Here is a 14,148-nt window from a genome sequence, read left to right on the forward strand (position 1 = left end):
CGCCAACGCCTATACCAGCCGGCTCTGCTCCACTGCCGCCTCGATGAAGCTGGCAAACAACGGATGCGGCTCGAGCGGCCGGCTCTTCAATTCCGGATGGTACTGGACGCCGATGAACCAGGGATGGTCAGGGTATTCGACCGTTTCCGGCAGCACGCCGTCGGGCGACATGCCGGCAAACACCAGGCCGCAATCCTCGAGCCGCTCCTTGTAGTCGACATTGACTTCGTAGCGGTGACGGTGGCGCTCGGAAATCTGCGTGTCGCCGTAGATCTCGGCGATCTTCGAGCCCTTTGTGAGCTCGGCCTGATAGGCGCCGAGCCGCATCGTGCCGCCGAGGTCGCCGGTTTCCCGGCGCTTCTCCAGCATGTTGCCCTTCAGCCATTCGGTCATCAGGCCGACGACCGGTTCCTTGGTCGGGCCGAACTCGGTCGATGAGGCATGCTCGACGCCGGCCAGCGAACGCGCCGCCTCGATGCAGGCCATCTGCATGCCGAAGCAGATGCCGAAATACGGCACTTTTCGCTCACGCGCGAACTTTGCCGCCAGGATCTTGCCTTCCGAACCACGCTCTCCAAAGCCGCCGGGGACGAGGATGCCATGCACCTTTTCCAGCCACGGCGTCGGGTCTTCCTTTTCGAAAATCTCGCTTTCGATCCAGTCGAGCTTGACCTTGACGCGATTGGCCATGCCGCCATGCGACAGCGCTTCGATCAGCGATTTGTAGGCATCCTTGAGGCCGGTGTATTTGCCGACGACGGCGATGGTCACCTCGCCTTCCGGATTGTGGATGCGGTTGGAGACCTTCTGCCAGGGCTCCATGCGCGGCTTCGGCGCCGGGTCGATGCCGAAGGCGGCCAGCACTTCCGAATCGAGCCCTTCCTTGTGATAGGCCATTGGCACGTCGTAGATGTGCGGCACATCGAGCGCCTGGATGACCGCGCTTTCCCTGACATTGCAGAACAGCGACAGCTTTCTGCGCTCTTCCTTGGGAATGTCGCGATCGGCGCGGACCAGCAGGATGTCGGGTGCGATGCCGATGCCGCGCAATTCCTTGACCGAATGCTGGGTCGGCTTGGTCTTCAATTCGCCGGCGGTCGGGATGTAGGGCATCAGCGTCAGATGCACGTAGACGGCGTTGTTGCGCGGCAGGTCGTTGCCGAGCTGGCGGATCGCCTCCAGGAACGGCATCGCCTCGATGTCGCCGACAGTGCCGCCGATTTCGCAGAGCACGAAATCATAGTCGTCATTGCCGTTGAGGACGAAATTCTTGATCTCGTCGGTGACGTGCGGAATGACCTGCACGGTGGCGCCGAGATAGTCGCCGCGGCGCTCGCGCTCGATGATGTTCTTGTAGATGCGGCCGGTGGTGATGTTGTCCTGCTGGTTGGCAGAGCGGCCGGTGAAGCGTTCGTAGTGGCCGAGGTCAAGATCGGTCTCGGCGCCGTCATCGGTGACGAAGACTTCGCCATGCTGGTATGGCGACATCGTGCCGGGATCGACATTGAGATAGGGATCGAGCTTTTTGATGCGTGCGCGATAACCTCGCGCCTGCAAGAGAGCCCCAAGGGCCGCTGCAGCGATGCCTTTTCCAAGTGAGGAAACCACGCCGCCTGTGATGAATACATATCGCGCCATGGGAGTCATCGCTTAACGCGGCCGAATTGATTCCGCCAGAGAAAAAACCGCCGCGAAGGCTTTTTCCCAAGAAGGCGCTCTTGATCGTATACATGCCAAAACAAAAGGGCCGGCTAGGCCGGCCCTTTCGGCAGACTGGATGGAGGCGTCAGATGATGACGACCTTGGTGCCCACTTTCACCCGGCTGTAGAGATCCATCACGTGCTCGTTGATCATGCGGAAGCAGCCATTGGAGGCGCTGGTTCCGATCGACTGCGGCGCGATGGTGCCGTGAATGCGCAGATGGGTGTCTTTCTTGCCGTCATAGAGGTAGATGGCGCGGGCGCCGAGCGGATTTTGACCGCCGCCGGGCATGCCGTCCTTGTACTGGCCATAGTGCTTCGGCTCGCGCTTCTGCATGTCGAGCGTCGGGATCCAGCGCGGCCACTCCTGCTTGTCACCGACGGCGACCGTGCCCTTGAACTGCAGGCCCTCGCGGCCGACGGCGATGGCGTAGCGGCGTGCAGTGAAGGCCGATTCGACGAGGTAGAGGCGGCGGGCGCTGGTGTCGATGACGATGGTGCCGGCGCTATAGCCTGTGAATTCGACTTCCTGCGGCACGAACTCAGGCTTCACCTTGAACTGCTTCTTGGCTTGCCGCTTTTCGAGCGCCTGGTCGAGAGCACGCGTCTCGGGCAGCAAGGACATCGAAGAAGAAGATGTCCCGCCGAACAGGCCGGCGAAAAGCCCGCCGGTCTGCGGCTTCTGTCCGATCGGCTCGCTGCGCAATTCACCATTGTTGCCGGTCAGCGCGACATTCATCGCCTCGGCGGGGATCGGCTCGGCCGACTGGATCGGCTCGATCGGCTCGATGATCTTGGTCTTCTTCGTGGCCGGCTTGGCGTCGGCCACCAGCGTCGCGGATTGACCCTTTTTGGCCAGGAAGGCCTGGCGTTCGGCGTCGGCTTTGGCTTTGGCCGCGTCGCGCATCGCCAGCTTGCGGGCCTCGAGCGCCTTGGCGCGGGCGGCTTCCTTGTCGGCGACGATCTTGGCTTCGAGCTTGCTGATCTGGGCAAGGTCGTCCGACGTCGGGTTTTTCTTCTTCTTGAGAAGCTTCAGCTGCGCCGCATCGCTCTTGGCGGCGACGTTGATAATGTCGGTTGTTACTGCGGCCTTGTGGGCCGAATTGCCCGCTGGCATGGCCGCATAAGCGGGTGCGCTCAGGCCGAGCACGGCACACAGGCCGGCGAAAATGAAGCTGCGAAGCTGCATGGCGAAAATCCGATCGTTCAATGCTTGTTGCCCACGGCGTCGCCCGGCGTCCCCCAAGGACGCCGAAAGTGCCGCGCGCAATCTATAATCGAACTGAAGGAGCGCTCTCAAGCGTGGCGAACGGTCGAATGCCCGCGTTCATGCGGCATTTGCCGGGACTGTGTTCAAACAACCACAGATCGCGGCGTAAGACGCCCGTCGGTTACTGGTTGGGGACCTGCGGCGTGACCGGCAAGGTGACGCCATTCGCCGTCGGCGGGGTCGCCGAATCAGTAGCCGGCGGCGTGGCGGGCGCCGCCGCGGGAGCCGTTGCCGGAGGCGTCACTGCGGCATCATTGCCCGATGGCGGGGTTGGCGCCGTGTTGCCGGAGGGGGGCGCCGGCGGTGTGGTGCCGGGCAGCTGGTTGAGCACGCCGCCCGAAGTGCCGGGGACGCGATCGAGGATGTCGATCGGCTTTTCGCCATAGCGGGCGACGATGGACAAGGTCAGCGACGTCACGAAGAAAGCCGCCGCCAGGATCGCCGTTGCCCGCGTCAGCGCGTTGGCCGCGCCGCGAGCGGTCATGAAGCCGGAGCCGCCGCCAATGCCGAGGCCGCCGCCTTCGGAGCGCTGCAGCAGCACCACGCCGACAAGCGCGAGGACGACCATGAGGTGAACGACGATCAGTACGGTTTCCATAAATTATCCTGGCAAGGCCTTGCGCGGCCGCGATTACGGCCGGTGATTTGGAGGCGGCTCAATACAATGCTTTGATGGCATTTCCAAGCCCGTGGCCGGAATATGGGAATCAATGCGCCCTTTGCAACGATTTCGGCCCCGGCGCAGGCCTGCCCAACCGCCCGAGCGGGCTCAAGACTACCCAATATTTAGATAGGCTTCGGCGATGCCAAGAAAGTCCGCCGCTTTCAGGCTGGCGCCGCCAACCAGTGCGCCGTCGACATTCTTCACGCCAAGCAGTTCGACCGCATTGGACGGCTTGACCGAGCCGCCATAGAGGATGCGCATCTTGGCTGCCGCGGCCGTGCCGAGCAATTCCGCCAGTTTTTCGCGAATATGCGCGTGCGCTTCGGCGACGTCGTCGGCGGTCGGCGTCAACCCGGTGCCGATCGCCCACACCGGCTCATAGGCGATGACGGTGTTGGCCGGCGTGGCATTCGGCGGCACCGAGCCGGCGACCTGGCGTGACAGCACATCGAGCGTGGCGCCCGCTTCACGCTCCTGCTTGGTCTCGCCAATGCAGACGATGGCTATGAGGCCTGCCCGCCAGGCGGCGGACGCCTTGGCCTGGACCGTCGCGTCGTCTTCGTTGCTTTGCTCACGGCGCTCGGAATGGCCGACGATGACGTGGCTGGCGCCGGCGTCCTTCAGCATCTCGGCCGAAATGCAGCCGGTGTAGGCGCCGCTTTCCTTGGCGTGGCAATCCTCGCCGCCGGCCCTGACCGGGGTGCGCGAGAGAATTTCCGCGGCGTGCGCCAGCAAGGTCGCGGGCACGCAGACCAGCGCTTCGGTCTCGGCGTCGAGCCCGCTCATGAAGCCGTTGCCGATCATCCTGAGCTCGTTGAGCGAGGCGCTGGTGCCGTTCATTTTCCAGTTGCCGGCAACGAGCGGGCGAATTCCAGGCGTCATTGGGTTGTTTCTCCGGGCGACATTGGGCTCTATCAAGCTGTCGCCCTCACTACCAAAATCAGGCCACAAAGCAATCGACAGTGGGCCGGAAGGGCGCTATTGCGCTTGTTTCAGACTCGGCGCACGCGAAAATGCGCAAAAATCGGAAGTAACCATGCTTGGTATTTTGAGAAACGCGGCGGGCACCTGGGTCGCGAAAGCACTGCTGTCCCTGCTGGTGTTGAGCTTTCTGGCCTGGGGCGCCACCACCAAGATGGTGGGTGGGGTTCTGGCAGGCCATCATTCGGTCATCACCGCCGGCGGCACGACCGTTTCGATCACTGAATATCGGCTGGCCTACGATCGCCAGATCAGCGTGATGTCGCAGCAGTTCGGCCAGCGCATTTCGCGCGAGCAGGCAACCGCGCTCGGCATCGACAACCAGGTGCTGGCGCAGCTCGTGTCGGGCGCCGTCCTCGACGAACAGGCGCGGACGCTCGGGCTCGGCCTGTCCAAGGACCGGCTGGCCGAACTCACCCGCGAAGATCCGGCCTTCAAGGGTCCCAGCGGTCAGTTCGACCGCAAGACATTCGAATATATGCTGCAACAGGTCGGCATGCGGCCGGAAGACTATCTTAGGAATCGCGCCCAGGTGGCGGTGCGCCAACAGATCGTCGAGGCGGTCTCGGATGGCCTCAAGGCTCCGGACACTTTCTTCAAGGCGGTCGCGCTCTACCGCGGCGAGGACCGCACCGTCGATTACCTCTCCTTGCCGAAAAAACTGGTCGAGCCGATCGAGGCACCCGCCGACAGCGCGCTCCAGACCTATTTCGATGCCAACAAGAAAACCTATGCGGCGCCCGAATACCGCAAATTCTCCTATGTCCGGCTCGAGCCGCAAGACATCATGGATGTCAGCGCGGTGACCGACCAACAGGTCAGTGACGACTACAACAAGAACAAGGGCCGCTACACGACGCCGGAGCTGCGCACCATCGAACAGCTGGTGTTCAAGACGCCGGATGCGGCGAAGGCAGCGCTTGATTCGCTGAAGACCGGCGCCACTTTCGACAAGATCGTCACCGCCGAGGGCAAGACGCCAGCCGATACGCTGCTTGGCACGCTGGCCAGGGACAAGATCGCCGACAAGGCGGTGGCCGATGCCGCCTTCGCGCTCGCCGTCAACGAAGTCAGCCCGGTCGTGCAGGGCGCCTTTGGTCCGGTGCTGCTGCGCGTCACCGAGATCAAGCCCGAAGTGGTGAAGCCGCTGGCCGAGGTGTCCGACGAGATCCGCAAGGATCTGGCGCTGGGCGAGGCAAGCCGCATCCTGCTGGACGTGCACGACAATTATGAAGACACCCGCGCCTCCGGCAGCACGCTGGCCGAGACGGCCGCCAAGCTGAAGCTGAAGGACGTAACCATCGAGGCGATCGATCGCACCGGCCAATCGCCGGACGGGACGATCATCAAGGACCTGCCGGTGTCTCCGGACCTGATCAAGGCGGTGTTCGCTGCCGAACCCAAGACCGAGAATGAGGCGCTGACCACGACCGACAATGGCTTCGTCTTCTACGAGGTCGAGTCGATCACGCCGGCACGCGACCGCACGCTGGATGAAGTTCGCCAGAAGGTGGTGGCCGACTGGACGGCAGCGGAAACGGCCAAGCGGCTGATCGCAAAGGCCGACGAGCTCGAAAAGCGTCTCAAGGCCGGCACCACGCTCGACGTGATCGCCGGTGAGCTCAAGCTCGAGAAGCAGACCAAGCGCGGCGTCAAGCGCGAGGCCGACGACGTCGATTTCGGCAAAGAAGGGGCGGCCGCGATGTTCGGCGTCGGCGAAGGCGGGACCGGACTGATCCCCTCGCCCACCGGCGACGGACAGATCCTGTTCAAGGTCGCGGAAGTGTTCGAGCCGGCCGGAGCCGATGCCAGCTCGGTGCCGGCCGATGCGCAGAAATCCTTCACCTCCGGCATGTCCGACGATCTGCTCGACCAGTTGGTAGCGCAGTTGCAGACGCAGTACGACGTTCGCATCGATCAGGCCGCCGTTGCCCAAGCCCTGAACAGATGAGCGCGCTGAAGACCCACATCGCCAAGGTCGCCACCGGGGCCGCTCTCTCCTTCGAGGAAGCGCGTGAAGCCTTCGACATCATCATGTCGGGCGATGCGACACCGGGCCAGATCGGCGGCTTCCTGATGGCGCTGCGCGTGCGCGGCGAGACGGTGAGCGAGATTTCCGGCGCCGTCGCCACCATGCGCGCCAAGATGCTGCGCGTCGTCGCCCCCGAAGGCGCCATCGACATCGTCGGCACTGGCGGCGACAATTCGCACTCGGTCAACATCTCGACGGCATCCGCCTTCGTCATCGCCGGCGCAGGTGTGCCGGTCGCCAAGCACGGCAATCGCGGGCTGTCGTCGCTGACCGGGGCCGCCGACGTGCTGATCGCGCTCGGCGTCAAGATCGACATCCCGCCGGAAACCATCGGCCGCTGCATCCATGACGCTGGCGTCGGCTTCATGTTCGCGCCGGCACATCACCCGGCGATGAAGCATGTCGGCCCGACCCGCGTCGAGCTCGGCACCCGCACCATCTTCAACCTGCTCGGACCGCTGTCCAACCCGGCCAGCGTCAGCAGGCAGATGGTCGGCGTGTTCCTGCCGGAATGGATCATGCCGGTGGCCGAAACATTGAAGGCACTGGGCACCGACCACGCCTGGGTCGTCCATGGCGACGGCTATGACGAAATCACCACCACCGGCGAGACGCAGGTAGCTGAACTCGTCGGCGGCGAAATCCGCCACTTCACGCTGACCCCTGAAGCGGTCGGGCTGAAGCGCCATACCAAGGACGAGTTGCGCGGCGGCGACGCCGCCTACAACGCCAAGGCGATGCGCGACATGCTGGGCGGTGCCGCCGGTGCCTACCGCGACACGGTGCTGATGAATGCCGGCGCCGGACTGGTGGTGGCGGGCAAGGCAACGACGCTGTCCGACGGCATGGCGGCAGCTGCGCAAGCCATCGACAGCGGCCGGGCGCTGCAAGTGCTCGACAGGCTGGTCGAAACTTCGAACGGATAGTGCGATGGCCGACATCCTGCGCAAGATCGAAGCCTACAAGCGCGACGAGATCGCGGCGGCCAAGCAGCGGGTGCCGCTTGCCGAGATCAAGGCACGGGCAAAGGATGCCGACGCGCCGCGCGGCTTTCTCGCAGCGCTCGAGGCCAAGCACAGATCGGGCGGCTTCGCCCTGATTGCCGAAATCAAGAAGGCAAGCCCGTCCAAGGGCCTGATCCGTGCCGACTTCGACCCACCGGCACTGGCGCGAGCCTATGAGAAAGGCGGCGCCGCCTGTCTTTCGGTGCTGACCGATGCGCCGTCCTTCCAGGGCGCGCCGGAATTTCTCACCAATGCCCGCCAGGCGGTGTCCCTGCCCGCGCTGCGCAAGGACTTTTTGTTCGATCCCTATCAGGTGTTCGAAGCCCGCGCCTGGGGCGCCGATGCCATCTTGATCATCATGGCCAGTGTCGATGATGCCTTGGCGAGCGAACTGGAAGCGACGGCATTCGAACTCGGCATGGATGCGCTGGTCGAAGTGCATGACGAGGCTGAAACGGAGCGCGCGCTAAACCTGTCGTCGCAGCTGATCGGCATCAACAACCGCAATCTGAGAACGTTCGAAACCAGCCTTGAAACCTCGGAACGGTTGGCACCGATGGTGCCCGGAGGCCACCTGCTGGTCAGCGAGAGCGGCATTTTCACCCATGACGATTGCCTCAGGATGCAAAAGACCGGCATCAGCACCTTCCTCGTCGGCGAAAGCCTGATGCGGCAACAGGACGTGGCGGCCGCAACACGCCTGTTGTTGACGGGCAAGGCGCCCGCCGAGGCCATCTGACGATGACAGCCGCCCTCACCCATCTTGGCGCGCAGGGCGAAGCCAATATGGTCGATGTCGGTGACAAGGCGGAGACGACGCGTACGGCGATCGCCGAAGGCTTTGTTTCGATGCAGCCCGAAACGCTGAAGATGATCCTGGCGGGAAACGCCAAGAAGGGCGATGTGCTCGGCACAGCGCGCATCGCCGGCATCATGGCGGCGAAGAAGGCGCATGAGCTGATCCCGCTTTGCCATCCGCTGCTGTTGACCAAGGTCTCCGTCGATATCGAGCCCGATGCAGCGCTGCCCGGCCTCAGGGTCACGGCACTCGCCCGCGTCACCGGCAAGACCGGTGTCGAGATGGAAGCGCTGACTGCCGCCTCGGTCGCGTGCCTGACCATCTATGACATGGCCAAGGCGGTCGACCGCGCCATGGTGATCTCCGGCATCAGGCTGGTTGAAAAGACCGGCGGCAAGTCCGGCGACTACAAGGCGGGTCAATAATGGCACTGGTTCCGGTTGCAGAGGCGCTGGAGCGCCTGCTGGAAGGTGCTCAGCCCTCAGGCAGTGAAAGCGTCGCGCTGCTGGACGCCGCCGACCGGGTGCTGGCGGAGCCGGTCGTCGCACTGCGCACCCAGCCCCCCTTCAACGCTTCCGCCATGGATGGCTATGCCGCGCGGGCTGTGGATGTCGGTTCCGTCCCGGCGCGGCTTTCGGTGATCGGCGTGGCGCCGGCCGGACGCGGCTTTGACGGCATTGTCGGGCCGAAGCAAGCAGTGCGCATCTTCACCGGCGCGCCGTTGCCTGAAGGCGCCGACACCATCGTCATCCAGGAAAATGTCCGGGATCTCGGTGACGACAGCATCGAGGTGACCGAGCCGACAGCGGCGGAGCGCAACATCCGCCGGCTCGGCCTCGATTTTTCCAAGGGCGACATACTGCTGGAAAAAGGCCGCCTGCTCGATCCCGCGGCGCTCTCGCTGGCGGCATCGGCCAACCATCCACGCGTCAGCGTGGTCAAGCGGCCGCTGGTTGCCATCATCGCCACCGGCGACGAACTCTTGCCGCCAGGCAGCGAACTCGGCCCTGACCAGATCATCTCGTCCAACGCCTACGGTGTCGCCGCCGCCGCCCAGTCGGTTGGCGCCCGCGCGCTCGATCTCGGCATTGCGGCTGACCGTAAGGAAGCCATCGCGGCGCTGGTGAAAAAGGCGGTCGCGGCCGGCGCGGACGTCATCGTCACGCTGGGCGGCGCCTCGGTCGGCGACCACGACCTAGTCCATGACGTGCTGACCGGCGAAGGCATGTCGCTGGATTTCTGGAAGATCGCCATGCGCCCGGGCAAGCCACTGATGTCAGGGCGGCTGGGGGATATCAGGTGCATCGGCCTGCCCGGCAATCCGGTGGCGAGCCTAGTCTGCTCGCAGCTGTTCCTGAAGCCGCTTTTGGCGCGGCTCGGCGGCCGCAGCCACCGGCAGGACATGCGCCAGGCAAAACTTGGCGCGGCGATGCCGGCCAACGATCTCAGGCAGGACTATGTGCGGGCCGTCATGAGGGAAGATGCCGGTGCGCTGGTGGCGACGCCGTTCGGCATCCAGGATTCCTCGATGCTGCGAATGCTGGCGGACGCCAACGGGCTGATCGTGCGCGAACCGTTCGCCCCCGCCGCGGCTATGGGCGCCGCCTGCAGCGTGCTGATGCTGCGCTGAACGTTCTCTACTCGCCGATCAGGGTCCTGGTCAGTGGATGGTCGGGATCGGTCAAACCGTCGATGACGTCGAAATGATGCCGGTCCGGCTCGACCACCGAGTTGGTCGTGGCGCCGAGGCCTGTCCAGATGTTGGCCAGCAGCGCGCTCTGGCGCAGGAACTCGGCGCGCTCGCCGCCGCCGACCCAACAGGTCACGCGGGCCTTGTCCATCGGGCGCAGCAGCGCCGGGCTTTCCGTCAGCGCCTCGGCCTCATCGATTGCCAGCGTCTCGTTCATGCCGGTGCGCATGATCGGCCGCAGATCGTGCACGCCCGAGATCGACACGACATGGCGGATGCGCCGCGCGACATCGGCCGCCAGAGGCGTGGTTGTCGTCGCCATGCGGCTGGCCAGATGTCCACCGGCGGAATGCCCGGTCAACATCAGCGGCCCGTCGACCATCGCCGCCGCTTTGCCAATCGCCACCCCGATTTCCCTGACGATGCCGGCGATGCGTATATCAGGACAGAGCGTGTAGGATGGCATCGCCACGGCATAGCCATGACCAACAGCGCCAGCGGCAAGATGCGACCAGGTGCTCTTGTCGGACTCCATCCAGTAGCCGCCATGGATGAACACAACGAGCCCCTTGGCCTTGGCGGCCGGCAAGAAAAGATCGAGCCGGTTGCGTGGGTAAGCGCCATAGACAATGTCGAGCTGTGCCCTGCCCTTGGCCGACAGAGCATCGCGAACAGCCTGGGCTGGCTCATCCCACGCCGCCGGCCATCGATCGCTGCAGGCGATGTTGACGCCGTTGGCATAGGCGTTGTCCCAGTCGGCAATGTGATGTTCGAGCACCCGGCGCCCTCCCGCTGGCGATGTGGCTTTTGCAGCGTAGCAATGAGCATGGCGGGCGGTACCGTCAATGCTTCGAGGCGAAAACCTTTAGGCTTGAAACAATTTTCGCCAGATGCGATGTTGTCACCTGTCCAGGCAACGCATGCCATGGTCACAAAGCAGGTGGGGACAGAGCCGCGAAATGCTTGGACCGACAGCCCATACCGACACCTTCACGCGCGACAATCTTCCGCCGCAGGACCAATGGCCTGACTTCCTGCTCGACGGCTTTGCCTATCCCGATTTTCTCAATGCCGGGGTCGAACTGACCGACAGGCTGGTCGAAAAAGGCTTTGGCGACCATACGGCGCTGATCGGCAATGGCCGCCGCCGCACCTACAAGGAACTGTCCGACTGGACGAACCGGCTGGCGCATGCGCTGGTCGAGAATTTCGGCGTCAGACCTGGCAACCGCGTGTTGATCCGCTCGGCCAACAATCCGGCAATGGTCGCCTGCTGGTTGGCCGCCACCAAGGCGGGCGCGGTCGTCGTCAACACCATGCCGATGCTGCGCGCCGGCGAACTGGCCAAGATCGTCGACAAGGCGGAAATCACGCTGGCGCTGTGCGATGTCAGGCTGATGGACGAGATGGCGGCTTGCGCCAACGACAGCCAGTTCCTCAAACAGGTCGTGGGCTTCGACGGCACCGCCAATCATGACGCCGAACTCGATCGCGCGGCGCTCGACAAGCCGGTCGTTTTTTCGGCGGTGAAAACCGGCCGCGACGACGTCGCCCTGCTCGGCTTCACTTCCGGCACCACCGGCATGCCGAAGGCGACGATGCATTTTCACCGCGACCTGCTGATCATCGCCGACGCCTATGCGCGCGAAATCCTCCAGGTGACGCCGGACGACATCTTTGTCGGCTCACCACCGCTCGCCTTCACCTTCGGTCTCGGTGGTCTTGCCATCTTCCCACTGCGCTTCGGTGCCGCGGCGACCTTGCTGGAACAGGCGACGCCGCCCAACATGGTCAACATTATCGAGACCTACAGGGCGACCATCTCGTTCACCGCGCCGACCGCCTATCGGGCGATGCTGAAGGCGATGGACGAAGGCGCCGACCTGTCATCGCTGCGCGTTGCCGTTTCGGCCGGCGAAACATTGCCGGCGCCGGTCTTCGAGGAATGGACGAAAAAGACTGGCAAGCCGATCCTCGACGGCATCGGCGCCACCGAAATGCTGCACATTTTTATCTCCAACCGTTTTGATGACATGAAGCCGGCGTCGACCGGCAAACCGGTGGGCGGCTACGAAGCGCGCATCGTCGACGACCAGATGCGCGAGGTGCCGCGCGGCACGACGGGCAGGCTCGCGGTGCGCGGCCCAACAGGCTGCCGCTACATGGCCGATGTCAGGCAGAAGGAGTATGTCCGCGACGGCTGGAACCTCACCGGCGACACTTTTCTGCAGGACGAAGACGGCTTCTTCCACTTTGCCGCCCGCTCTGACGACATGATCGTCAGCGCCGGCTACAACATTGCCGGGCCGGAGGTCGAGGCGGCGCTGCTTTCGCATGCCGACGTCGCCGAATGCGCGGTGATCGGCGCCGAGGACAGCGAACGCGGCCAGATCGTCGAAGCCCATATCGTGCTGGTGCAAGGCGTCGCGGCAAACCAGGAAACCGTCAAACGCCTGCAGGACCACGTCAAGGCGACAATCGCTCCCTACAAATACCCGCGGTCGGTCAAGTTCGTCGACGCGCTGCCCAAGACGCAGACCGGCAAGATCCAGCGTTTTCGGCTGCGCGCGCCGAAAACCGTTTGACGAGACCGGCGCTTCCGATCAAGTGACGGCTGTCTTGACGGCGAAGCGCGCATCCTTCCAGGCGCCGCTGCGCAAGATGTCTTCGAGCACTTCGACCGCGTGCCAGACATCGGCGTAGCCGACATAGAGCGGCGTGAAGCCGAAGCGCATGGTCGACGGCGCGCGGAAATCGCCGATCACACCACACTCGATCAGCGCCCGCATGATCTGGTAGCCATGTTCGTGCATGAATGAAATCTGGCTGCCGCGTTTGGCGCCGTCGCGGGTGCTTTCGAGCGTCAGCCCGTAAGCGCCGCACTTGGCCTCGACGAGTTCGATGAACAGGTCGGCCAGCGCGATGCTCTTGCTTCGCACTGCCGTCATGTCGACATCGTTCCAGATGTCGAGCGCGCCCTTCAGCGTGCGCATCGACAGCACCGGCTGCGTGCCGCACAAAAACCGGCGGATGCCGATGCCCGCGGCATAACCGGGCTCGAAGGCGAAGGGGCGGGCATGGCCCCACCAGCCGGTGAGCGGCTGCTGGATGTCGGCAAGATGGCGCTCGGCCGCATAGATGAAGGCAGGGGCGCCCGGGCCGCCATTCAGATATTTGTAGGTACAGCCGACAGCGAAGTCGGCGTTTGCCTTGTCGAGCTCGACCGGCATCGCGCCGGCGGTGTGGCAAAGATCCCAGACGATCAGCGCCCCGGCGTCCTGGGCCTTGCGCGTTAGCGCCGCCATGTCGCGCAGCTCGCCGGACTTGTAGTTGACGTGGTTGACCAGAACCACGGCGGTGCGTTCGTCGATCAGCTCTTCGATATCAGGCGCGTCGAAACCCGAGAGGCGTAGCTGAGTGTTTTTTCTTGTCGAGAGCACGCCTTCAGCCATGTAGAGGTCGGTCGGAAAACTGTCGCCCTCGGCGACGATGACCGGCCGCTCCGGCCGCATCGCCATCGCGGCATGCAAAAGCTTGTAGATGTTGACCGAGGTCGTGTCGCAGACCACCGTCTGGCCGGCCGAGGCGCCGATCAGGCGCCCGAGCTGGTCGCCGAGTTCGAGCGGCATATCGAACCAGCCGGCCGTGTTCCAGGCGCGGATCAGGTCGTTCGCCCATTCCTCGGTCGCTGCCTTGCGCAATTCATCGAAAGCGGCATGCGAGGCAGCCCCCAGAGAATTGCCGTCGAGATAGATCACCCCTTGCGGCAGCACAAAGCGGTCGCGCATGGCGCGCAACGGATCCGCGGCATCCATCGCCTCGATGGCCACGAGATCGGGAATTCCTGTCATGGTCTGTCTGCTCCCCCAAGATTCGACGCAACGCTGGAACGACGGCATCCATCGGTCACGAGCGCTTTTCCACCACCTGGCATCGCGCGGCAAGGTTCCACCGATGACAAGCTGTCCGACCAGACGTGGAAAACCAGGAGCCAAGCCAACCCAAGG

The 14,148-nt window shown here is 64.1% G+C and carries 12 protein-coding genes; 6 read left to right on the forward strand and 6 right to left on the reverse strand.

All coding sequences use genetic code 11. From position 1 onward, the window contains the following. Positions 1–9 precede the first annotated feature (9 nt). From AC1DX6_RS16215 to tpiA, 4 genes are all read right to left on the reverse strand, one after another. A complete protein-coding gene (locus tag AC1DX6_RS16215; RefSeq protein WP_477314960.1) occupies positions 10–1,647 on the reverse strand; it encodes a CTP synthase in 1,638 nt (545 codons plus the stop codon). Between the two features lie 139 nt (positions 1,648–1,786). After that, positions 1,787–2,890 carry a L,D-transpeptidase gene (locus tag AC1DX6_RS16220; protein WP_477314962.1) on the reverse strand — a complete coding sequence of 368 codons (1,104 nt, stop codon included), beginning with the start codon at positions 2,888–2,890 and terminating at the stop codon, positions 1,787–1,789. A gap of 202 nt (positions 2,891–3,092) precedes the next feature. Then, positions 3,093–3,569: a preprotein translocase subunit SecG gene (secG, locus tag AC1DX6_RS16225; RefSeq protein ID WP_477314964.1), complete on the reverse strand. Its 477-nt coding sequence runs from the start codon at positions 3,567–3,569 to the stop codon at positions 3,093–3,095. Between the two features lie 177 nt (positions 3,570–3,746). After that, positions 3,747–4,517, reverse strand: a complete 771-nt coding sequence (gene tpiA / locus AC1DX6_RS16230; protein ID WP_477314966.1) for a triose-phosphate isomerase — start codon at positions 4,515–4,517, stop codon at positions 3,747–3,749. Between the two features lie 154 nt (positions 4,518–4,671). Here tpiA and AC1DX6_RS16235 point away from each other — a divergent pair, with 154 nt between their 5' ends. From AC1DX6_RS16235 to AC1DX6_RS16255, 5 genes are read left to right on the forward strand one after another with little or no spacing between them, the layout of a single operon-like run. Next, on the forward strand, positions 4,672–6,567 hold the full coding sequence (locus tag AC1DX6_RS16235) for a peptidyl-prolyl cis-trans isomerase (RefSeq protein WP_477314968.1): 1,896 nt from the start codon (positions 4,672–4,674) through the stop codon (positions 6,565–6,567). After that, a complete protein-coding gene (trpD, locus tag AC1DX6_RS16240; protein WP_477314970.1) occupies positions 6,564–7,574 on the forward strand; it encodes an anthranilate phosphoribosyltransferase in 1,011 nt (336 codons plus the stop codon). Before AC1DX6_RS16235 ends, trpD begins: the two co-directional genes overlap by 4 nt. Positions 7,575–7,578: 4 nt before the next feature. Then, entirely contained in the window at positions 7,579–8,391 is an 813-nt protein-coding gene (trpC, locus tag AC1DX6_RS16245; protein WP_477314972.1) for an indole-3-glycerol phosphate synthase TrpC, read from the forward strand. Between the two features lie 2 nt (positions 8,392–8,393). Then, the gene (gene moaC, locus AC1DX6_RS16250; protein WP_477314974.1) at positions 8,394–8,876 is read left to right on the forward strand and encodes a cyclic pyranopterin monophosphate synthase MoaC; all 483 of its coding nucleotides are present in this window, start codon (positions 8,394–8,396) and stop codon (positions 8,874–8,876) included. Further along, a complete protein-coding gene (locus AC1DX6_RS16255; RefSeq protein ID WP_477314976.1) occupies positions 8,876–10,081 on the forward strand; it encodes a molybdopterin molybdotransferase MoeA in 1,206 nt (401 codons plus the stop codon). Before moaC ends, AC1DX6_RS16255 begins: the two co-directional genes overlap by 1 nt. A gap of 7 nt (positions 10,082–10,088) precedes the next feature. Here the strand turns inward: AC1DX6_RS16255 and AC1DX6_RS16260 are convergent, their stop codons facing one another. Next, entirely contained in the window at positions 10,089–10,919 is an 831-nt protein-coding gene (locus AC1DX6_RS16260) for an alpha/beta hydrolase (RefSeq protein WP_477314978.1), read from the reverse strand. A gap of 181 nt (positions 10,920–11,100) precedes the next feature. Between AC1DX6_RS16260 and AC1DX6_RS16265 the strand changes: the two genes are divergently transcribed. Then, positions 11,101–12,726 carry a benzoate-CoA ligase family protein gene (locus AC1DX6_RS16265; RefSeq protein ID WP_477314980.1) on the forward strand — a complete coding sequence of 542 codons (1,626 nt, stop codon included), beginning with the start codon at positions 11,101–11,103 and terminating at the stop codon, positions 12,724–12,726. An 18-nt stretch (positions 12,727–12,744) separates the two neighbouring features. On the opposite strand, the gene kynU is transcribed toward AC1DX6_RS16265, so the two are convergent. Continuing rightward, the gene (kynU, locus tag AC1DX6_RS16270) at positions 12,745–13,992 is read right to left on the reverse strand and encodes a kynureninase (RefSeq protein ID WP_477314982.1); all 1,248 of its coding nucleotides are present in this window, start codon (positions 13,990–13,992) and stop codon (positions 12,745–12,747) included. Positions 13,993–14,148: the final 156 nt, after the last annotated feature.

The organism is Mesorhizobium sp. P2_C4 (genome assembly GCF_056404575.1).

Excerpts from the sequence above, each read along its gene's own strand:
- AC1DX6_RS16215 (WP_477314960.1), bottom strand. The coding sequence starts at position 1,647 with ATGACTCCCATGGCGCGATATGTATTCATCACAGGCGGCGTGGTTTCC.
- AC1DX6_RS16220 (WP_477314962.1), bottom strand. The coding sequence starts at position 2,890 with ATGCAGCTTCGCAGCTTCATTTTCGCCGGCCTGTGTGCCGTGCTCGGC.
- secG (WP_477314964.1), bottom strand. The coding sequence starts at position 3,569 with ATGGAAACCGTACTGATCGTCGTTCACCTCATGGTCGTCCTCGCGCTT.
- tpiA (WP_477314966.1), bottom strand. The coding sequence starts at position 4,517 with ATGACGCCTGGAATTCGCCCGCTCGTTGCCGGCAACTGGAAAATGAAC.
- AC1DX6_RS16235 (WP_477314968.1), top strand. The coding sequence starts at position 4,672 with ATGCTTGGTATTTTGAGAAACGCGGCGGGCACCTGGGTCGCGAAAGCA.
- trpD (WP_477314970.1), top strand. The coding sequence starts at position 6,564 with ATGAGCGCGCTGAAGACCCACATCGCCAAGGTCGCCACCGGGGCCGCT.
- trpC (WP_477314972.1), top strand. The coding sequence starts at position 7,579 with ATGGCCGACATCCTGCGCAAGATCGAAGCCTACAAGCGCGACGAGATC.
- moaC (WP_477314974.1), top strand. The coding sequence starts at position 8,394 with ATGACAGCCGCCCTCACCCATCTTGGCGCGCAGGGCGAAGCCAATATG.
- AC1DX6_RS16255 (WP_477314976.1), top strand. The coding sequence starts at position 8,876 with ATGGCACTGGTTCCGGTTGCAGAGGCGCTGGAGCGCCTGCTGGAAGGT.
- AC1DX6_RS16265 (WP_477314980.1), top strand. The coding sequence starts at position 11,101 with ATGCTTGGACCGACAGCCCATACCGACACCTTCACGCGCGACAATCTT.
- kynU (WP_477314982.1), bottom strand. The coding sequence starts at position 13,992 with ATGACAGGAATTCCCGATCTCGTGGCCATCGAGGCGATGGATGCCGCG.